The organism is Leucobacter sp. Ag1, from assembly GCF_000980875.1.
Taxonomy (GTDB): Bacteria; Actinomycetota; Actinomycetes; order Actinomycetales; family Microbacteriaceae; genus Leucobacter; species Leucobacter iarius.
On record NZ_LAYO01000079.1, the window covers coordinates 20,894 to 39,589 of the forward strand.

At 69.8% G+C, this 18,696-nt stretch carries 18 protein-coding genes; 9 read left to right on the forward strand and 9 right to left on the reverse strand.

The genetic code is table 11. The features are described from left to right. Nucleotides 1-19: 19 nt before the first annotated feature. The 5 genes from atpB to prmC all read right to left on the reverse strand — a co-directional run bounded on the left by atpB (nucleotide 20) and on the right by prmC (nucleotide 4,278). On the reverse strand, nucleotides 20-826 hold the full coding sequence (gene atpB / locus XM48_RS04580; RefSeq protein ID WP_046454617.1) for a F0F1 ATP synthase subunit A: 807 nt from the start codon (nucleotides 824-826) through the stop codon (nucleotides 20-22). 190 nt (nucleotides 827-1,016) lie between these two features. Beyond that, a complete protein-coding gene (locus XM48_RS04585) occupies nucleotides 1,017-1,487 on the reverse strand; it encodes a hypothetical protein (protein WP_052961293.1) in 471 nt (156 codons plus the stop codon). After that, the gene (locus XM48_RS04590; protein ID WP_046454618.1) at nucleotides 1,484-2,650 is read right to left on the reverse strand and encodes an MraY family glycosyltransferase; all 1,167 of its coding nucleotides are present in this window, start codon (nucleotides 2,648-2,650) and stop codon (nucleotides 1,484-1,486) included. Before XM48_RS04590 ends, XM48_RS04585 begins: the two co-directional genes overlap by 4 nt. A 1-nt stretch (nucleotide 2,651) precedes the next feature. Beyond that, entirely contained in the window at nucleotides 2,652-3,317 is a 666-nt protein-coding gene (locus tag XM48_RS04595; RefSeq protein ID WP_046454619.1) for an L-threonylcarbamoyladenylate synthase, read from the reverse strand. Between the two features lie 55 nt (nucleotides 3,318-3,372). Next, on the reverse strand, nucleotides 3,373-4,278 hold the full coding sequence (prmC, locus tag XM48_RS04600; RefSeq protein WP_046454633.1) for a peptide chain release factor N(5)-glutamine methyltransferase: 906 nt from the start codon (nucleotides 4,276-4,278) through the stop codon (nucleotides 3,373-3,375). Between the two features lie 231 nt (nucleotides 4,279-4,509). Here prmC and cysK point away from each other — a divergent pair, with 231 nt between their 5' ends. Both cysK and epsC read left to right on the forward strand, forming a co-directional pair. Beyond that, nucleotides 4,510-5,445 (forward strand): cysteine synthase A, encoded by a 936-nt coding sequence (gene cysK, locus XM48_RS04605; RefSeq protein ID WP_046454620.1) that lies wholly within the window; start codon nucleotides 4,510-4,512, stop codon nucleotides 5,443-5,445. 73 nt (nucleotides 5,446-5,518) lie between these two features. Continuing rightward, nucleotides 5,519-6,085 carry a serine O-acetyltransferase EpsC gene (epsC, locus tag XM48_RS04610; protein ID WP_046454621.1) on the forward strand — a complete coding sequence of 189 codons (567 nt, stop codon included), beginning with the start codon at nucleotides 5,519-5,521 and terminating at the stop codon, nucleotides 6,083-6,085. A 330-nt stretch (nucleotides 6,086-6,415) separates the two neighbouring features. Here epsC and XM48_RS04615 read toward each other — a convergent pair whose 3' ends face one another. Together XM48_RS04615 and XM48_RS04620 are read right to left on the reverse strand one after the other, a co-directional pair. After that, nucleotides 6,416-7,807, reverse strand: a complete 1,392-nt coding sequence (locus tag XM48_RS04615) for a nitrate/nitrite transporter (RefSeq protein WP_046454622.1) — start codon at nucleotides 7,805-7,807, stop codon at nucleotides 6,416-6,418. A 91-nt stretch (nucleotides 7,808-7,898) separates the two neighbouring features. Next, on the reverse strand, nucleotides 7,899-8,438 hold the full coding sequence (locus XM48_RS04620; protein WP_046454623.1) for a GNAT family N-acetyltransferase: 540 nt from the start codon (nucleotides 8,436-8,438) through the stop codon (nucleotides 7,899-7,901). A gap of 259 nt (nucleotides 8,439-8,697) precedes the next feature. Between XM48_RS04620 and XM48_RS04625 the strand changes: the two genes are divergently transcribed. From XM48_RS04625 to XM48_RS04655, 7 genes are all read left to right on the forward strand, one after another. Beyond that, entirely contained in the window at nucleotides 8,698-9,726 is a 1,029-nt protein-coding gene (locus XM48_RS04625) for a hypothetical protein (RefSeq protein WP_052961294.1), read from the forward strand. Between the two features lie 91 nt (nucleotides 9,727-9,817). Beyond that, a complete protein-coding gene (locus XM48_RS04630) occupies nucleotides 9,818-11,365 on the forward strand; it encodes an ABC transporter substrate-binding protein (protein WP_046454624.1) in 1,548 nt (515 codons plus the stop codon). A gap of 79 nt (nucleotides 11,366-11,444) precedes the next feature. Beyond that, on the forward strand, nucleotides 11,445-12,365 hold the full coding sequence (locus tag XM48_RS04635; RefSeq protein ID WP_046454625.1) for an ABC transporter permease: 921 nt from the start codon (nucleotides 11,445-11,447) through the stop codon (nucleotides 12,363-12,365). After that, on the forward strand, nucleotides 12,362-13,249 hold the full coding sequence (locus XM48_RS04640) for an ABC transporter permease (protein WP_052961295.1): 888 nt from the start codon (nucleotides 12,362-12,364) through the stop codon (nucleotides 13,247-13,249). Before XM48_RS04635 ends, XM48_RS04640 begins: the two co-directional genes overlap by 4 nt. 1 nt (nucleotide 13,250) lies before the next feature. After that, on the forward strand, nucleotides 13,251-14,279 hold the full coding sequence (locus XM48_RS04645; RefSeq protein WP_046454626.1) for an ABC transporter ATP-binding protein: 1,029 nt from the start codon (nucleotides 13,251-13,253) through the stop codon (nucleotides 14,277-14,279). Further along, nucleotides 14,276-15,055, forward strand: a complete 780-nt coding sequence (locus XM48_RS04650; protein WP_046454636.1) for an ATP-binding cassette domain-containing protein — start codon at nucleotides 14,276-14,278, stop codon at nucleotides 15,053-15,055. Before XM48_RS04645 ends, XM48_RS04650 begins: the two co-directional genes overlap by 4 nt. A gap of 67 nt (nucleotides 15,056-15,122) precedes the next feature. Next, nucleotides 15,123-15,818 carry a GntR family transcriptional regulator gene (locus XM48_RS04655; RefSeq protein WP_084820991.1) on the forward strand — a complete coding sequence of 232 codons (696 nt, stop codon included), beginning with the start codon at nucleotides 15,123-15,125 and terminating at the stop codon, nucleotides 15,816-15,818. Nucleotides 15,819-15,907: 89 nt separating this feature from the next. On the opposite strand, the gene prfA is transcribed toward XM48_RS04655, so the two are convergent. Together prfA and rho are read right to left on the reverse strand one after the other, a co-directional pair. Further along, on the reverse strand, nucleotides 15,908-16,981 hold the full coding sequence (gene prfA, locus XM48_RS04660; RefSeq protein ID WP_046454627.1) for a peptide chain release factor 1: 1,074 nt from the start codon (nucleotides 16,979-16,981) through the stop codon (nucleotides 15,908-15,910). Between the two features lie 2 nt (nucleotides 16,982-16,983). After that, nucleotides 16,984-18,696: transcription termination factor Rho (rho, locus tag XM48_RS04665; protein ID WP_046454628.1), on the reverse strand; the 1,713-nt coding region annotated here is incomplete at its 5' end.

The following is an 18,696-nucleotide window of genomic DNA, read 5'->3' on the forward strand; positions in this document are numbered from 1 at the left end:
TTGCCGAACCCGGTTGGTTTTAGTGCTCTTCAGCCAGCGCGAGCTGGATGTAGACAGCGGTGAGAAGCGTGAAGACGTAGGCCTGCAGGACGGCGACGAGGATCTCGAAGAGCGTGAACGCGAAGCCGAATGCGAGGGTGCCGATGCCGAAGAGCTTCATGAGCCCCGGCGCCTCGATGAGGAAGAACCAGGAGGCGCTGAAGAAGAGCACCAGCAGGAGGTGACCGACCACCATGTTCATGAGGAGTCGGAGCGTCAGCGTGACCGGACGGATGATGAAGGTCGAGATGAGCTCGATCGGGGTCACGATGAGGTAGACCGGCCAGGGCACGCCTGCCGGGAAGAGCGAGTTCTTGAAGAAGTTCTTCGGGCTCTTCTTGATGCCGGCGTAGATGAAGGTCACGTACGACACGAGCGCGAGCACGAGCGGCAGACCCACCACGGCCGAAGCGCCGATGTTGAAGCCCGGGATGATGCCCGTGAAGTTGAACGCGAGGATCAGGAAGAACATCGAGGTCAGGATCGGCAGGAACCGCTTGCCGTCGACCTTGCCCAGCAGATCCTCGGCGATGTTGACCCGGACGAAGTCGAGGCCCATCTCGATGAGGGACTGACCGCGGGTCGGGATGACCCGCATCTTGCGAGTGCCCAGCCAGAAGATCACGAGGAGGAGCACGAGCATGATCACGCGGATGATCATGATGCGGTTCATCTCGAACGGAGTGCCGACGAACAGCACGCCCTCCGGGAAGAACTCCTCGATCGACGGCGGGTGGAACCCGCCGCCCTCCTGAGTTGCGAAAAGACTGGGGGCCACGAGTTGCATAGCGTTAGCGGACAGCGCCATTCTCCTGATTCGGGGTGCGAGCTCGGCTCACACAGCGTCGAACGATGATCGTGCCCCCGTCGCTCACGCGGCAGCCAGAAGCATGCCGCGGCAAGGGAACACTAGGATCCTATCAAAAATTCGGCCTCTGGCGAAACCGATCAGGCGCAGGATCCTGCCGGATTCAACCCTATCGTGGATCCGAGATGTACGGGATCCGCGACTTGGCGATCACGAGGACGTCGATGACGAGCGAGACGAGCACCGATGCCACGACGCCGAAGAAGAGCACGGTGGTGTCGAGCCAGGGCTGTCCCTTGAGCATGACGGTCGCGACGATGAAGATCAGGAACTTCAGCACCCAGCTGCCGAGCACCACCACGAAGAAGAGGATCACGTAGTTGGGGCTCTCGATGAACCGGTTGGCGAACGCGATGCTGCCGACGGTCAGCAGCAGGAAGACGCCGCCCATCGCGGTTCCGATGATTCCGCCGATGAGGCCGGGCGCGCCCGCCACCAGGAAGCCGATGCCGCCGAACAGCACGATGAGCACGACCGTCGCCAGGATCCCCCACTTCAGAGCGGTCAGGAGCACGGGCTGGGAAGCCGGCATCTGCGGCGCGGCGTCTGCCGTCGCGTCGTGGTCGGCGGTGCTGTTCACTCGGAGGTCCTTTCGTCGGCGGGGGTCTTCCCCGCCCTCAACGGTAGCAAGCCGCGCCGAGCCAGACCTGCGCGCAATCGCGAGGCGGGGACCAGCGTCACCACCAGGCAGAGCGCGGTCCCCGCGAAGAGCACCGCGAACGGCAGCGCGAAGCTCCGCATCGTGAACACGAGCAGACAGGCGAGCGAGATCACCGCGGTCCAGAGGTAGAAGATCGAGACCGCCTGCACCTGCGAGTGCCCCATGTCGAGCAACCGGTGGTGCAGGTGCTTGCGGTCGGCCGCGAACGGGCTCTGCCCCGCCCGCAGGCGGCGCAGCACGGCGAGCGAGAAGTCCGCGAGCGGGAGCGCCAGCACGGCAACGGGCAGGATGATCGGGATGTAGCTCGCGAGCACGAGCTTCTGATCGAGCACCGCCGGGTTGAGCTGCCCCGTCACCGACACGGTCGAGGTCGCCATGAGCAGGCCGACCAGCAGGGCCCCGGTATCGCCCATGAACATCTTGGCGCGGTGCCAGTTGAACGGCAGGAAGCCGACGCACACGCCGACCACGATCGCGGCGATGAGCCCGGCGAGCGTCACCGCCGGCGTCTCCCCCGAGCGATCGGTGAGCAGCTGCGTATAGAGGAAGAACGCCGAGTTCGAGATGATCGCGAAGCCCGCGACGAGGCCGTCGAGACCGTCGATGAAGTTGACCGCGTTCATGACCAGGGTCATGAGGAAGACCGTGAGCGCGAAGTTCATGGTCGCGGACGCCACGATCTGCGTGTCGCCGAACGGCAGCGAGACGATCTGGATGCCCTGCCAGGCGAGCAGTCCCGATGCCGCGAGCTGGCCCGCCAGCTTGATCATCCAGTCGAGGTCGAAGAGGTCGTCGAGCACGCCGACGGCCGCGATCAGCGTGCACGCCCCCAGGATCGCCCAGACCTGCGTCGACAGCGCGAAGAGCGTCGAGAAGTCGTCCTGCGTCGTCGCGAAGAGGCAGCCGACGATGATGCCGACGAACATCGCGATGCCGCCGAGCCGCGGCGTGGGCGTGCGGTGCACGTCCCGCTCGCGCACCTCGGGCGCCAGACGGAATCGCCGGCTGAGACGCAGCAGTGCCGCCGAGGCGACCGCGGTCACCGCGGCGGCGGCGAGCGCGACCAGCAGGAAGGAGAGCATCTCAGTCCTCGATGGTCACCTGCGGGAGCAGCTCCGCGATGGCCTCCCGGCTGATGCCCCCCTGGCGCAGGATCCGTAGGGTCCCGCCCTCGTCGTCGAGGCGGGTGGCGTCGATGATGGTGGAAGCGGTGCCGTCGCCGTCCACCGGACCGGCTTCGAGGTAGATCGCGACCGAGTCGCCGAGCATGCCCTGCGCTTCGGCCGCGGTCGTCGCCGCGGGATCCCCCGTGGTGTTCGCCGAGGACACGGCCAGCGGGCCCGTCTCCTGCAGCAGTTCGATGGTGAGCGGCTGGTTCGGGATGCGGAGCGCTACGGTTCCGGCGGTTTCCCCCAGGTCCCAGCTCAGCGACGGCTGGGACGGCAGCACGATGGTGAGCGGCCCGGGCCAGAAGGCCTCGGCGAGCGCCAGCACGGGCTGAGGGACCGCCGCGGCCAGCGCGTGCAGGGTGTCGGTGCCGGGGATCAGCACGGGCGGGGGCGACTGGCGCGTGCGGCCCTTCGCGTCGAGCAGGCGCTGCACCGCGGCCGGGTTGAACGCGTCGGCGGCGACGCCGTAGACGGTGTCGGTGGGGAGCACCACGAGCTTGCCGAGCCCCAGTGCCTGTCGGGCGCTGCGCGTCCCCGAGAGGAGCTGTGCGCTGTCGCTGCAATCGAAGACGTCGGCCATGAGGAACGATTCTAGTCCTCGGGCCGGGCCTCCCGCCCCGGCACTCCGCGGGTTCTCAGCGGATCGCGGTGGTCGCGCGATCGCGCAGCGTCAGGTCCTGGTGCGTGGCGGCGGCGCGCCACCCGTCCGTCGCGAGCAGTTCGCGGATCGCGCGCCCCTGCCCCTCCGCGTGCTCGAGCACCAGCAGCCCTCCGGGGACCACCAGTCGACGCGCGGCACGGCTGATGACCCGGATGAGGTCGAGTCCGTCGGTCCCGCTGTAGAGCGCGAGCTCGGGATCGTGGTCCCGCACCTCGGGATCCCGCGGCACCATGCCGCTGGGGACGTAGGGCGGGTTCGAGACGAGCACGTGCACGCGACCGGCCAGCGGGTCGAACGCCGCCGCGAGCGGTCCCGGCGCGGGGTCGCCGGCGCCGGGATCGAGGTCGGCGACGTCCCCGAGCAGCAGCTCGACGCGGCCGTCGCCGAGGCGCGCGACGTTGCGCGCGGCCCAGGCGTGCGCCTCGGGGCTCTTCTCGACGGCGCGCACGCGGGCGGTCGGCACCTCGTTCGCGAGCGCCAGCGCGATGGCCCCGCTGCCCGTGCAGAGATCCACCGCGAGCGGTTCGGGATCCGGCACGGCGCGGAGCGCGTCGATGGCGAACTGCGCGACCGTCTCGGTCTCGGGCCTCGGCACGAATACGCCGGGGCCGACCTCGAGCTCGATCCCGCGGAACGGCGCCCGACCCGTGAGGTGCTGGAGCGGGACCCGACGCGCCCGCTCGTCGGCGAGGTCCCGGATCCGGGCGAGCTCGTCGTCCCCGAGCTCGGTGCCGAGGATCGCGAGCGCCTGAACCCGGCCGCGGGCGACGTCGAGCACGTGCGCGACGATGAGCTCGACGTCCGCGCCCGGATCCTCGATCCCTGCCGCTTCGAGCTGCGCGCGCAGCTCGCTCAGAACCGCTGCGACGGGTGCGCCCACGGGGACCTCCTGGATTCGGGTCGGATCGGATCCGACCGGATCCGGACCGAACCACTCTGGCACAGGATTCCGGGGGCGGGTTCGCGGCCCCCGGAGCCGGTCTGAGAGGCCCGTCACAATTCATAAGCAAGGATGACATCTCAGATAATGCTTGGATATGCTTCGGTGGGGCGCCGGAGGCGCCGCGCAACATCCGGGTCCGCAGGATCCGCACGCTGAGAGAGGGAGCCCATGGCACGCACCTACGAGAACATCACCCAGGCCTTCGGCAACACTCCCCTGGTGCGCCTCAACCGCGTCACCGACGGGGCCGGCGCCGAGGTCTTCGCGAAGCTCGAGTTCTACAACCCGGCCGGCAGCGTCAAGGATCGCATCGGCATCGCGATCATCGACGCGGCCGAGGAGTCGGGCGCGCTGCAGCCCGGCGGCACCATCGTCGAGGGCACGAGCGGCAACACCGGCATCGCGCTCGCGTTCGTGGGCGCCGCGCGCGGCTACCGCGTGATCCTCACGATGCCCGAGACCATGAGCATCGAGCGCCGCAAGCTGCTCGCCGCCTACGGGGCCGAGATCGTGCTCACCGAGGGCCCCCTCGGCATGAAGGGCGCGGTCGCGAAGGCCGAGGAGATCGTGGCGAGCACCCCGGGCGCGGTCCTCGCGAACCAGTTCGGCAACCCCGCGAACCCCGCGATCCACCGGGCGACCACCGGCCCCGAGATCTGGAACGACACCGACGGCCAGGTCGACATCTTCGTCGCCGGCATCGGCACCGGCGGCACCATCTCGGGCGCGGGCGGCTACCTGAAGGAGCAGAACCCCGGCGTGCGCGTCATCGCCGTCGAGCCGGTCGACTCCCCGCTCCTCACCGAGGGCAAGGCCGGCCCCCACAAGATCCAGGGGCTCGGCGCCAACTTCGTGCCCGAGATCCTCGACCGCGAGGTCTACGACGAGGTCATCGACGTGGCGCTGCCCGACGCGATCGCGAAGGCCCGCGCGCTCGGCACCGACGAGGGCATCCTCGCCGGCATCTCGGGCGGCGCGGCCGTCTGGGCCGCGACCCAGGTCGCGCAGCGACCCGAGAACGCCGGCAAGAAGATCGTGGTCATCGTGCCCGACTTCGGCGAGCGCTACTTCTCGACCGTGCTCTACGAGGACCTCAGCGTCTGAGACGCTCCGACCGGCGGGTCGGCGGCTCCCCGGCACGGGGAATCGCCGACCCGCCGATCGGGTTGCACCGAACATGGCACCCTTCTCACGCGTCCGCGAGGACATCGCCGCGGCTCGCGCGCACGATCCCGCCGCGCGCGGACCGTTCGAGGTGTTCCTCATCTATTCGGGCCTGCACGCGGTCTGGTGGCACCGCGCGGCGAACGCCCTGTGGCGGCGAGGATTCCGGTTCCTCCCCCGCGCACTCTCGCAGTTCGCGCGGTTCCTCACCGGCGTCGAGATCCACCCGGGCGCGACCATCGGTCGACGGCTCTTCATCGACCACGGCATGGGCGTCGTGATCGGCGAGACCGCGGTCGTCGGCGACGACGTCCACCTCTACCACGGCGTCACCCTCGGCGGCACCGGTCACGACCGCGGCAAGCGGCACCCGACGATCGGCGACCGCGTGGTCGTCGGCGCCGGCGCCCAGGTGCTCGGCGACATCGAGATCGCCCACGACAGCGCGGTCGGCGCGAACGCCGTCGTCGTGCGCTCGGCCGGTCCCTGGACCACGCTCACCGGGATCCCCGCCACCGGTCGCCCGCGCCGCGGAGCGCCGCTCGAGGTGCCCGACGAGGCCGACTTCTACGTGATCTGAGGGTTGCGGCGGCTGCGCAGGTCGGCCTCCGAGCCGCCCGGGCCCACCTCCGCGCAGACTCCGCCGCGCCTCCGTCCGCGATTCCGTCTCGCCTCGGAGCTCGCGCACGCGCACGCGCATGCGACCGGTGGACGCTTCGTCGACCGGTGGACGGCTTCTCGACTGGTGGACGGCTTCTCGACCGGTGGACGGCGTGTCGCGCGCCGAAACGGCATCCGCTCGTCGAGAAGGCGTCCATTCGTCGCTGCGGGTCAACGCCGTCGCTGCGGGTCCACGTAGACGCGCCTCGGGAACACCACGCGCGAACACGACGCAGGCGCAGGCTCGACCTCAGCGCAGCCGCCGCCCCTGCTCGTCCATCCAGCGCTTCGTCTTGCGGTATTCGATCCCCATGAACACGAGCCCGAGCGCCCAGAACGGCAGCTGCACGGCGAACGCCACGCGGAACGCGTCCAGCGAGTAGTTCTCGGGCGAGCCCGCACCCTGCACGTCGAGCACGAGGCCGATCAGCAGGATCACGAGCAGCGTCGCGGTGAAGCCCGCGGTGTTGACAAGCCCGGTCCCGAAGCCCGAGAAGCTGCGCGGGGTGTGGGACCGCCCGACCTCGAAGGAGATCATCGACGCGGGCCCGCCGATCGGCATCACGACCATCAGCAGCACGAGCAGCCAGGTCGGCGGGGTCCCGGGCCAGAGCAGCACCGCGATCCAGACGAGGGCGATCGCGACCGTGATGCTCGCGGCGATGCCGACTCGGCGCTCGAGGAAACGCGAGGTGAGCGGGCCGAGCAGGAACCCGGCCGCCATCGACGACAGGATCGTGAGGCTCAGCAGCCCCGCGGCGGTACCGCGGGAGAGGCCGACGCCGCCCACCAGGAACGGCGTGCCCCAGAGCAGGATGAAGGTGTTCGACGCGAACGGCGACGTGAAGTGCACCCAGTACGCGAGCCGCACGCCGGGCAGCCGCAGCAGCCGGCGGGCCCGCTGCCAGAACCCGAGCCCCCGGCGGACCCGGCCCTGCGGCATCTCGATGAGCCCCGTCGCGGGCGGCGCGATCTCGACGGATGACGCGCTGCCCTGCGGCCGGTAGGCGGTGGAACGGCGCGTGATCCCGCCGGTGCGCCCGATCATCCGCTCGAACGCGGTGCCCGTGCCCGGGCTGTCGCGCAGCACGAGCGCCGCGAGCAGCGTCACCAGGAAGCCGAGCGCGGCGACGGCGAGGAAGCCGGAGGCCCAGCCGAAGCCGGAGACCATGAGGGCGAGCGGCGTCACGGAGACGAGCTGGCCCGCCTGACCGACGAGGCCGGTGAGCTGGCTGACGGTCGGCAGCTGGCGCGCCGGGAACCATTCGGGCAGCATCCGCATGACGCTGATGAAGCTGCAGGCGTCGCCCGCGCCCACCAGGACGCGCGCGAGGATCGCGAGTCCGACGTCCGGCACGGTCGCCATGGTCACCTGGCCCACGATCATCAGCACGCCGCCGATCAGGATCATGGTCGTCGCGCCCACGCGGTCGAGCAGGATTCCGACGGGGATCTGCAGGCCCGCATAGACGATCAGCTGGATCACGGGGAAGGCCGACAGCGTGGTCGCGTCGATGCCGAAGTGATCCTGCGCGGCGGGTCCGAGCGCCGCGAGGGAGGACCGATTGATGATCGCGACCGCGTAGGAGAGCGCGGCGACCGTCCACACCGCCCAGGGAAGCAGGGAACGGGCGCGGGTCATGGGCGCAATGCTACTCCTGCCCCGGGGTCGCTCCGGGCGTGTCCGAGTCACCCCGAGCCATCGCACGCCCGGCCCGGGCCGGGCTCCGCCGCTAGCCGCGCGGCGGCAGCGGCGGCCCGTCGGGGAAGTCGCTGCGGGTCAGATCCATGAAGAGCGCCGCCTCGAGGTGGCCGCCGGGTCGCACCTGGTAGTCGCGCAGCACGCCGATGCGCTGGAAGCCGAGGCGTTCGTAGCTGCGGATCGCGCCCTCGTTGTTGATGTTGGGGTCGAGCGTCACGCGCGTGATCCCGTCGGCGAACTCCGCGCGGATCGCGAGGGCGAGGGCCTCCTCGCCGATGCGGCGTCCGCGGAACTGCGTGCCGATGAAGATGTGGATGACCGTGGTCGGGTACTCGGGATCCTCGCCGCGCAGCACGTACATGGCGCCGGCGCACTCCCCCTCGACCTCGATGATGCGGGCCGTTCCGGGAGCCTCGACGAACTCCTCGCGCACCCGCTCGAGCGAGTAGCCGACCCACCACTCCGAGACCTCGGGCTGCTGCAGGATCGCGAGCAGCGGTTCGGCGTCGGCCTCGCGCGGGAGGCGGAGAGTGACGAGGGGGCCTGAGAGGGGCAGTGCGGCATCGGACATGGATCCAGCGTATCGGTGGGGCGCATCCGCCGGACACGCGATGATTCGCTAACTCCACACTCAGGCATGCCATCTTGACCCGAATCGCCCCCAATCACGACAACAAGAAAGGAACAAGCGGACGGTTGCAAGGCTTCCAAAGCCAGTGCCATACTACATATGGCATACCAAAAGTGATTGCATCGGAGCGCGTCCGAGCGATTCCACCGGGATCGCGAGTCCTCGCCCGCAGTCGCCCACCGACCTCGAAGGAGAGATCTTGACTCGCAGCATTCCCGGTACCGGCAACGGAACGATCTTCGTCGTCACCGAAAGCCACGCCGATCGGATCGCGTTCGTCGACCTGGCCGACGCGGCGCAGCCGGTGCAGACCGAGACCGTCGTCGGCGCATCCCCGTGGGCCATCGCCGTGCACGAGCCGTCGCGCCGCGCCTACGTCACGACCGCCGAGGGGCTCGCCGTCGTCGATCTGGACTCCCGCGAACGACTCGCACTCGTGCCCTATCTCGACCAGCCGACCGAGATCGCGACCGGCGAGTACCGCCCGGGCGGCACCGGCGTCGTCGTCCTCCCCGACGGATCGGCGGTCTACGCCGGCGTCCACCGCGACGGGCTCACCTCGACCGTCGAGCGCTTCGACACCGCGACGGGCGCGTTCACCGATTCCTTCGAGGTCGGGCTGCGGCCCTTCGACGTGCAGCTCTCTCCGAGCGGCCGCGAGATCTACACGATCGACCACGACTCGTTCACGCTGCACACCATCACCGTGCCCGGCCACGAGGTCATCCGCGCCGAAGTCGCCCCGTTCGGCACCGAGGGCGGCCTCATGTCGCACTACAAACCGCACTACGCCGCCGTCGCCGAGGACGGGACCCTCTTCCTCCCCTACCAGGGCAAGGGACTCGTCACATACTCGCCGGAGACCCGGAGCTACACGACGGCGCCCATGACCGGGGACTCCCACCAGCACGGCGTCGGGCTCACCTCCGACGGCCGCCTGCTCGTCGTCGGCGTCGGCCCGATCGGCGGCGCGACGCTCGGCCCGAGCCTCACGATCCGCGATCTGGCCTCCGGCACGGAAGTGCTGGTCCCCCTCGACAAGGGCCACGAGAACCCCGTCGAGTGGCTCGACGCCCCCGACGGCCGCCCCAAGGCGGTCCTCACCGGCGGCTCGACGAGCCGCGGCCCCTGGGACGGGATCGCGGTCATCGACCTCGAGACGCACGAGCGCACCGAGGTCCCTGTTCCCGGCCTGCCCCAGATGGGCGTCTTCATATCGGCGGCCTGATCCGCCGTCGAACAGCCCCACCCCGTCCACCCTCCACCCACCCCGAGCGCGCGGAACGGACCGCGCGCCGCACGAGAGGAACCACCCCACCATGTCAACGAAGACACGACAGCTCAGACGCCTCCTCGGCGCGGGAGCGGCGTTCGCCATCAGCGCGGCGCTGCTCACCGGCTGCATGGGCAACGCCGCGAAGACCGAGAACGGCGGTGCCGCCGCGTCCGGCGGCGCGGCGAACCTCGCGATGCCGACGGAACCCGGCAACATCGACCCGATCATGATGCGCTCGCTCTCCGCGTGGAACATGTACTACGCCGTGTTCGACGGCCTCACCCGGATCGCTTCCGACGGATCGATCACGCCCGGCCTCGCGGAGTCCTGGACCTCGGACGACAGCAAGAAGGTCTGGGAGTTCAAGATCCGCAGCGGGGTCAAGTTCCACGACGGCACCGACCTCAAGGTGTCCGACATCGTCTACACCTACAAGAAGATCCTCGCGAGCGAGACCTCGACGAACCGCGTCGCCATCGCGATGATCGACTCGGTCGAGGCCGTCGGCGACGACACCGTCAAATTCACGCTCAAGAACCCCTTCAGCGCCTGGCTGAACCAGGTCGCCACGATCGGGATCGTGCCCGAGGCCGACTACGAGAAGAAGGGCGCGAAGTTCGCCGACGCCCCCGTCGGTACCGGACCCTTCCAGTTCGTCGCGTGGAACCACGGCGTCGACTACCAGGTGAAGCGGTTCGACGGCTACTGGGGCGACAAGGCGAAGCTCGACACCGTGACCTTCTCCTTCGTCGGCGCCGCCGACGCTCGGACCACCGGCGTGGAGTCCGGCACCCTCGACGCCGCGCTCATCCCGGCCAGCCAGGTGCCCGTGCTCAAGGGAGCGAGCGATGCGCAGGTCATCGACGCCCGCTCGAACAAGGTCGCCCTGATCGGCGTCAACACGACCGCCGGAGCGCTGAAGAACGAGAAGCTCCGCCAGGCGCTCCCCCTCGCGATCGACCGCTCGAAGATCATCGAGCAGCTCCTCGAAGGCTACGGCACCCCGACGGGCCAGCCCGTCGCGAAGGGCGTCACCGGCTACATCGACGGCTATGAGACCCCGAAGTTCGACCCGGCGGCCGCGAAGAAGCTCATCGCCGAATCCGGCTACGCGGGCGAGCCGATCACCTTCCAGTACGCGAGCTCGGGCGGCGACCCGACCGATCCGGACGTCGCGCAGGCGATCGCCGGCAATCTCAAGGACGTCGGCCTCAACATCAAGCTGGTCGGCTCGGAGCAGCAGAGCCTCAGCCTGACGATCGCGAACCACCAGATCACCGGGCTGTACCTGAACTTCTGGTCCCCCTCGAGCATGGACGGCGACGTGGTCGTCAGCCAGCTGCTCGCCGGCGGCCCCGAGGACTACGCGCGCAGTCCCGAAATGGCGAAGCTCTACCTCGACCAGCAGGCGGCGGGCGAGAAGGATCGCGATCAGGTCTTCAATCAGATCTGGGAGTGGAACACGGCGAACGTGTCGAACGTCCCCCTCTGGGAGATCAAGAACGCCTACGCCTCGTCCAAGGCCCTGAAGTGGACTCCCGCGATCGACGGGATCTACCGAGCATCCGAGATCTCCCGCTCCGACGGGTGAGCCGGTGGCGGGGCCGCGCCGAACGCGCGGCCCCGCCACCCCTCCTCCCCTCCCCACCGCACCAGACGGAAAGCCGCCCATGGCCACTTATCTCCTCCGCAGAATCCTGCAGGCGATCGCGACCCTCTTCATCGCGGTCACCATCGCGTTCCTGCTCGGCCGCGCGACGGGCAAGCCCGCGGCCCTCATCCTCACCGAGGGCGCGACCGCGCAGCAGATCCACGATCTCAACGGCAAGCTCGGGTTCAACGACCCGATCGGCGTGCAATACCTGAACTACCTCGGCGGCCTGCTCCGCGGCGACTTCGGGGTCTCCTACAAGAACCCGGGGCAGTCAGCCTTCACCATCATCGCCGAGCGCCTGCCTGCCACCATGACCCTCGCCATCACGTCGTTCGCGATCGGCCTCGTCCTCGCGGTCGCCGCAGCGGCGCTGATCCACATCCGCGGCAGCCACACGCTGCGGGCGCTCTTCGTGTGGAGCGGATCGCTCCGGCAGTCGGTCCCCGACTTCTTCTTCGGCGTGCTGCTCGTACTCGTCTTCTCGGTCGCGCTGGGCTGGCTCCCGAGCCTCGGCTACAGCGGCACCCCGTCGCTCGTGCTCCCGGTCGCCACGATCGCCACCGCCCAGTTCGTGCTCTACGTGCGACTCCTCGACGCCGCGCTGAGCGAGCAGACGACCGCCGAGTACGTGCGCACCGCGTACGCCAGGGGCAAGAGCCACACCGCGGTCGTGCTCACCGAGATGCTCCCCAACGCCTTCCTCCCGATTCTGACCGTCGCGGGGCTCAACCTCGCGGGCCTGCTGGGCGGCACCATCATCGTGGAACAGGTCTTCGCCTGGCCCGGTGTCGGCAGCGCGCTCATCGGCGCCGTCGGGCAGCGCGACTTCGCGGTCGTCCAGGCCGGACTCCTCGTCGTCTCGCTCATCTTCGTCGTCGTCAACGTCGCGGTCGACCTCCTCTACTCGATCATCGATCCCAGGGTGAAGCTCTCATGACACACACCGTGACCCTCGCGCAGGTCGACCCCGCGGCCCCGCGCCGCCGCCGTCGCTCCCGCGGCTCCGGACGAATGCTCTCCGCCATCGGCGGCGGGATCGTGGTGGCGACGGTGCTCGCCATCGTCGCCGTCCATTTCTGGCCCGGGTTCGACCCGTACACCCAGAACCTCGACGCCGTGCGCCTCGCGCCCTTCGCCGATCCCGCGCACCCGCTCGGCACCGACTCCGTCGGTCGGGATCTGCTCAGCCGCCTCGCGGCGGGCGGCACGACGACGCTCTGGATCACACTCGCCATCGTGGCCCTGAACATGGTCGTCGGCACGGTGCTCGGGCTGCTCGCCGGCTTCTTCGGCGGTTGGCTCGACAGCGTCATCGCGCTCGTCACCGATGTGAGCCTCGCGCTCCCGGCGGTGCTGCTGCTCATCGCGCTCTCCGCGATCTTCGGGCCGAGCGCGCTGCTCATGATCCTGGTGCTCGGCCTGACCCACTGGATGAGCTTCGCGCGGCTCGCGCGAGCGACCGCGCTGTCGCTCCGCCATCGCGACTTCGTCGTCGCCCCGCAGATGCTCGGCGCTTCGGCCGGCCGGGTGATCCGCACGCACATCCTGCCGCACGTCGTCCCGCAGATGTTCATCCTCGCGGTCACGAGCATCGGCACCGTCATCATCCTGCAGGCGGGACTCGACTACCTCGGTCTCGGCATCCAGCCGCCGGACCCCACCTGGGGCGGGCTCGTGCTCGAGGGCCAGAAGTACCTGCGTCTCTCCCCCTGGCAGACCGTCATCCCCGGCGTCGCCATTTTCCTGGTGGTGGGCGGCACCCAGTTCTTCAGCCAGCGCTACACCGCCGAGAACACCCAGCCCCTCCGGAAGGTGCGTTGACATGTCCGAGCACATCCCGCTGCTGCAGGTGCAGAACCTCGTCATCACGACCACGGGCCCGGACGGCGAGACCGTCCGCCTCATCGACGACATCTCGTTCACCGTCGAGGAGGGCGAGGTCCTCGGCATCGTCGGCGAGTCCGGATCGGGCAAGAGCCTGACCGTCCTCGCCGTGATGGGCCTGCTGCCCGTCGGGCTCGAGATCGCCCAGGGATCGATCCGCTGGCGCGGACGCGACCTCATCGGCCTGCGCGACCGCGAGATGCGGCGGATGCGGGGACGCGACTTCGGCATGGTCTTCCAGGATCCGATGACGGCGCTCAATCCGCTGCGCCGCGTCGGGCCCCAGCTCGCCGAGGCGCTGCGCCTGCACCAGGATCTCTCCCGATCGGAGGCGAAGGCGCGGGTGCACGAGCTGCTGCGCACGGTCGGGGTCCCCGAACCCGAGAAGCGCGCCAGGGCCTACCCGCACGAATGGTCGGGCGGCATGCGGCAGCGCGCCGTCATCGCCATGGCCATGGCGAACGGCCCGGCGCTCCTGATCGCCGACGAGCCGACCACCGCCCTCGACGTCACGGTGCAGGCCCAGGTCATGCGCACGCTCGCGCAGGCCCGCGAGGAGCTCTCCTCGGCCCTGATCCTCATCACCCACGACCTCGCCCTCGCCGCGCAGAACGCCTCCCGCATGATCATCATGTACTCGGGCCGGATCCTGGAGACCGGGACCACGCGCGAGATCTTCCTCCGCCCCACCCACCCCTACACGCAGGGCCTGCTGCGGAGCCTCATCTCGGAGGGCGACGAGCGCGCCTACGCGATCCCGGGCAACCCGCCCTCGCCGAGGCTCCGCCCCGCCGGATGCCCGTTCGCGCCGCGCTGCGAACTCGCGCGCGGCCGCGACCTCTGCACCGATGTTCGGCCGATGCTCGAACTCAGACCGAGCGGATCGCGTTCCGCCTGCCACTTCGCCGACGAGCTCGTGCCGAGCGGTGCCCCGGGCACGCCGGCCGGAGAGGACGCAGCACGATGACCGAACCGCTGATCGAGGTCGAGGACCTCGAGATCACCTACGGCCGAGCCGGCGCGGTGCGCCGCGGCAGGGGCGTGCAAGCGGTGCGCGGCGTGAGCCTGCGCCTCTTCGCCGGTCGGACCCTCGGACTCGTCGGAGAGTCCGGTTGCGGCAAGTCGACCCTGATCCGCTCGTTCTTCGGACTCAGTCCGATCGTGGGCGGCAGCATCCGCGCCTTCGGCGAGGACATCACCCGCCTGCCGGCGCGGAAGCGGCGGCAGCTCGGCGGTCGCATGCAGATGGTCTTCCAGGATCCCTACTCGGCGCTCGACCCGCGCATGACCGTGCACGAGATCGTCGCCGAGCCGCTCCGGATCACCGGCCGCTACGTGCGCACCGAGGTCGACGAACTCCTCGATCGGGTCGGTGTGAGCACCGAGATGGCCGCGCGCAAGCCCGGCGAGTTCTCGGGAGGACAGCGCCAGCGCGTCGGCATCGCCCGGGCGCTCGCGCTCAAGCCCGAGGTGCTCGTGCTCGACGAGCCCGTCTCGGCGCTCGACGTCTCGATCCAGGCGCAGATCCTGAACCTGCTGGACGATCTGCAGCGCGAGCTCGACCTCGCCTACCTCTTCGTGTCGCACGACCTCTCGGTGGTGCGGCACGTCGCGGACGACGTGGTCGTGATGAATGCCGGCCGCTTCGTCGAGGAGGGAACCATCGACGAGGTATTCGATGCGCCGAAGCACCCGTACACGCAGACGCTGCTGGCGTCGATCCCCCGAGTCGACATCCGATAGGCCGAATTGCAATCCCGTCGGACGCCGCGATCGTTCCGCGACGTCCGGCGGGCTACGCTTGGAATCTATGAAGCAGGAACGCAGCACCGCCGCAGCGACCGAGACGGCGACGCCGGAAGACGCGAGCACCCGGCACCACCAGGTCGCCGGGGTGCTCAGGGAACGCATCCTGCAGGGCGATTTCGTGCCGGGCCAGCGTCTCGTCGAGCGCACCCTCGCCGCCGAGCTCGGCGTCTCGCGGATCCCCGTCCGCGACGCGCTGAACATCCTGCGCGGCGAGGGGTTCGTGTCGGCCTTCCCCAATCGCGGCATGGTCGTCACTCCCCTGACCCAGCAGGACGTCGAGGAGCTCTTCGAGGTGCGGACCGCGCTCGAGGTGCTCGCGGCACGACGCGCCACCGAGCGCGCGACGCCGGAGGAGCTGAACGGACTGGCGCGGGCGATCGCCGATTCTGAGGACGCGGCGGCCCGTTCGGACGCACAGGCGGTCGGACGCTGCAACCAGAGCTTCCACGACCTGCTCACCGCGAGCGCGCACAACTCGCTGCTGACCTCGCTCATGGAGCCGCTCGAAGGCCGGCTCCACTGGCTGCTCCGCCAGAACGACGACCCGCAGCCGCTGCACACCGAGCACGTCGCGCTGCTCGAGGCCATCCGCAGCGGCGACCCCGATCTCGCCGCCGAGCGCGCCCTCGCCCACGTGCGGACCAGCCGCCGGATCTGGCTGGAGACCGAGGCCCGCAAGAGCGTCGCCCAGGCCTGAGGGTCGCAAGAACGCGAGAACCCCGCGCAGCGAACCGCCGAGGCGTTCACTGCGCGGGGTTCTCGCGTTCGCGCGATCCTCCGCGGGTGCTACTGGCCGAGGTCGGCCAGACGGCTCTCCTCGTCCATGCGGATGCAGGACTCGATGACCGCGTCGAGCGCGCCGTTCATGACGGCGTCGAGGTTGTAGGCCTTGAACCCCGTGCGGTGATCCGCGATGCGGTTCTCCGGGAAGTTGTAGGTCCGGATCCGCTCGGAGCGATCCATCGTGCGGATCTGGCTCGAGCGGTGCGCGCTGGCCTCCGCAGCGGCCTCCTCCTGCTGCCTCGCGAGCAAGCGGGCCCGCAGCACGCGCATGGCCGCCTCGCGGTTCTGCAGCTGCGACTTCTCGTTCTGCATGGCGACCACGATGCCGGTCGGCAGGTGCGTGATGCGCACGGCGGAGTCGGTCGTGTTGACCGACTGGCCGCCGGGGCCGCTCGAACGGTAGACGTCGATCTTGAGGTCGTTCTGGTTGATCGCGACCTCTTCGGGCTCGTCCACCTCGGGGTACACGAGCACGCCCGTGGTCGAGGTGTGGATGCGTCCCTGCGACTCCGTGACGGGAACGCGCTGCACGCGGTGCACCCCGCCCTCGTACTTGAGGTGCGCCCAGACGCCCTGAGACGGATCGGTGGCGTTCGACTTGATCGCGACCTGCACGTTCTTGTAGCCGCCGAGGTCGCTCTCGTCCTTCTCGAGGATCTCGGTCTTCCAGCCCTTCGACTCCGCGAAGTGCATGTACATGCGCAGCAGATCGGCGCCGAACAGCGCCGACTCGGCCCCGCCCTCGCCGCCCTTGATCTCGAGGATCACGTCACGGGCGTCGTCGGGATCGCGCGGGATCAGCAGTCGACGGACCTTCTCCTGGGACTCGGCGAGGTGCTCCTCGAGCGCCGGGATCTCCTCGGCGAACGCGTCGTCCTCCTTCGCGAGCTCCCGAGCGGCCTCGAGGTCCTCTCCGGCCTGGATCCACTGCTCGTGCGCGGCCTTGATCTTGCTCAGCTCGGCGTAGCGCCGGTTGACCTTCTTGGCGCGCGCGGGGTCGGCGTGCAGTTCGGGATCGGCGAGCTGCTCCTGCAGATCGGCGTGCTCGACGAGCAGCCCCTCGACCTGTTCGAACATGCTCAGGACAGCCCCTGCGACTTCTGCATGAGCAGCAGGAACTCGGCGTTCGACGAGGTCTCGCCCAGCTTCCGCAGCACGCTCTCGAGCGCCTGCTCGCGACCGGTGTCGCCGAGGGCACGACGCAGCTTCCAGGTGGCCTGGAGCTCGTCGGCGCCCATCAGCACCTCTTCGCGGTGGGTGGACGACGCGTTCAGGTCGACCGCCGGGAAGATCCGCTTGTCGGCGAGCTCGCGCACGAGACGCAGTTCCATGTTGGCGGTGCCCGCGAACTCCTCGAGGATGACCTCGTCGGCCTTCGCACCGGTCTCGACGAGCGCGGTCGCGATGATGGTCAGCGAGCCGCCGTTCTCGATGTTGCGCGCGGCACCGAAGAACTTCTTCGCCGGTGCGAGCGTCGCAGCGTCCAGCACGCCGCCGAACGAACGACCCGAGGCGGGCGATGCCGCGCCGTAGGCGCGTCCGAGGCTGGTGAGCGAGTCGAGCAGCACGACGACGTCGTGGCCGAGCTCGACGAGGCGCTTCGCGCGCTCGATCGCGAGCTCCGCGACCGTGGTGTGGTCCTCGGCCGGACGGTCGAAGGTCGAGGCGATGACCTCGCCGTTGACCGAGCGCTGCAGCTCGGTGACCTCTTCGGGACGCTCGTCGACGAGCACGACCATGAGGTGGGCCTCGGGCGCGTTCTTCGAGATCGCATCGGCGATCTGCTGCAGCACGACCGTCTTGCCGGACTTCGGAGGCGCGACGATCAGGCCGCGCTGGCCCTTGCCGATCGGCGCGACGAGATCGATGACGCGCTGCGTCAGCTGATCGGCGCCGGTCTCGAGCCGCAGGCGCTCCTGCGGGGAGAGCGGAGTCAGATCGGCGAACTCGACGCGGTTCTCGTTCTCCTCGAGCGTGCGCCCGTTGACCGAGTCGATCTTGACGATCGCGTTGTACTTCTGACGGCCGCCGCCCTCGCCGTCGCGCGGCTGACGGATCGCGCCGACGATCGCGTCGCCCTTGCGCAGGTGGTACTTCTTGACCTGGCCGAGCGAGACGTAGACGTCGCCGGTGCCGGGCAGGTAGCCGGTGGTGCGCACGAACGCGTAGTTGTCGAGCACGTCGAGCACGCCGGCGATCGGCAGCAGGACGTCGTCCTCGGTCAGCTCCGGCTCGAGGTCGTCGCCCTGGCCGCGGCGCTTGCGCTCGCGCTGGCGGGTGCGGCTCGAACGGGCGTTGCCGTCGGCGTTCGCACCGTCGTTGCCGTTGCGGTTGCCGCCCCGGCCGTTGCCGCGGCCGTTCGACTTCTCGGCGTCGTCGGAGGACTCGGCCTCGGCCTCGGCGCTCTGCGCGTCGTTCTTCACCGCGTCGGCGTTCTGCTTGTTGCGGCTGCGACGGTTGCGGCTGCGGGTGCTTCCGCCCTCGCTTTCACCGGTCCTGGCCTCGCCGGCGTCGGCCTGCTCGTTCTTGGGCGCTTCGGTCTGGGTGGGCTCTGCGGCCTCTGCCGGCTTCGCCTCGGCGGCGGGAGCTTCTGCGGCGGGCGCCTCGGCCGGTGCCTCGGTGTCCGCGACCTTCTTGCGGCTGCGCGTGGCGCGCTTCTTCGGCGCCTCCTCGGCGGCGGGTGCCTCGGCAGCGGCGTCGGCCGCGGGTGCCTCTGCGGCGGAGGTCTCAGCCGCGGCAGCGGCCTTGGTGGCGCGGGTGCGGCGGGTCTTGGCCGGCGCGGCCTCGGCCGC

Excerpts from the sequence above, each read along its gene's own strand:
- XM48_RS04635 (WP_046454625.1), top strand. The coding sequence starts at position 11,445 with ATGGCCACTTATCTCCTCCGCAGAATCCTGCAGGCGATCGCGACCCTC.
- XM48_RS04620 (WP_046454623.1), bottom strand. The coding sequence starts at position 8,438 with ATGTCCGATGCCGCACTGCCCCTCTCAGGCCCCCTCGTCACTCTCCGC.
- prfA (WP_046454627.1), bottom strand. The coding sequence starts at position 16,981 with ATGTTCGAACAGGTCGAGGGGCTGCTCGTCGAGCACGCCGATCTGCAG.
- XM48_RS04650 (WP_046454636.1), top strand. The coding sequence starts at position 14,276 with ATGACCGAACCGCTGATCGAGGTCGAGGACCTCGAGATCACCTACGGC.
- XM48_RS04630 (WP_046454624.1), top strand. The coding sequence starts at position 9,818 with ATGTCAACGAAGACACGACAGCTCAGACGCCTCCTCGGCGCGGGAGCG.
- atpB (WP_046454617.1), bottom strand. The coding sequence starts at position 826 with ATGCAACTCGTGGCCCCCAGTCTTTTCGCAACTCAGGAGGGCGGCGGG.
- XM48_RS04645 (WP_046454626.1), top strand. The coding sequence starts at position 13,251 with ATGTCCGAGCACATCCCGCTGCTGCAGGTGCAGAACCTCGTCATCACG.
- XM48_RS04640 (WP_052961295.1), top strand. The coding sequence starts at position 12,362 with ATGACACACACCGTGACCCTCGCGCAGGTCGACCCCGCGGCCCCGCGC.
- XM48_RS04615 (WP_046454622.1), bottom strand. The coding sequence starts at position 7,807 with ATGACCCGCGCCCGTTCCCTGCTTCCCTGGGCGGTGTGGACGGTCGCC.
- XM48_RS04595 (WP_046454619.1), bottom strand. The coding sequence starts at position 3,317 with ATGGCCGACGTCTTCGATTGCAGCGACAGCGCACAGCTCCTCTCGGGG.
- XM48_RS04590 (WP_046454618.1), bottom strand. The coding sequence starts at position 2,650 with ATGCTCTCCTTCCTGCTGGTCGCGCTCGCCGCCGCCGCGGTGACCGCG.
- epsC (WP_046454621.1), top strand. The coding sequence starts at position 5,519 with ATGGCACCCTTCTCACGCGTCCGCGAGGACATCGCCGCGGCTCGCGCG.
- cysK (WP_046454620.1), top strand. The coding sequence starts at position 4,510 with ATGGCACGCACCTACGAGAACATCACCCAGGCCTTCGGCAACACTCCC.
- XM48_RS04655 (WP_084820991.1), top strand. The coding sequence starts at position 15,123 with ATGAAGCAGGAACGCAGCACCGCCGCAGCGACCGAGACGGCGACGCCG.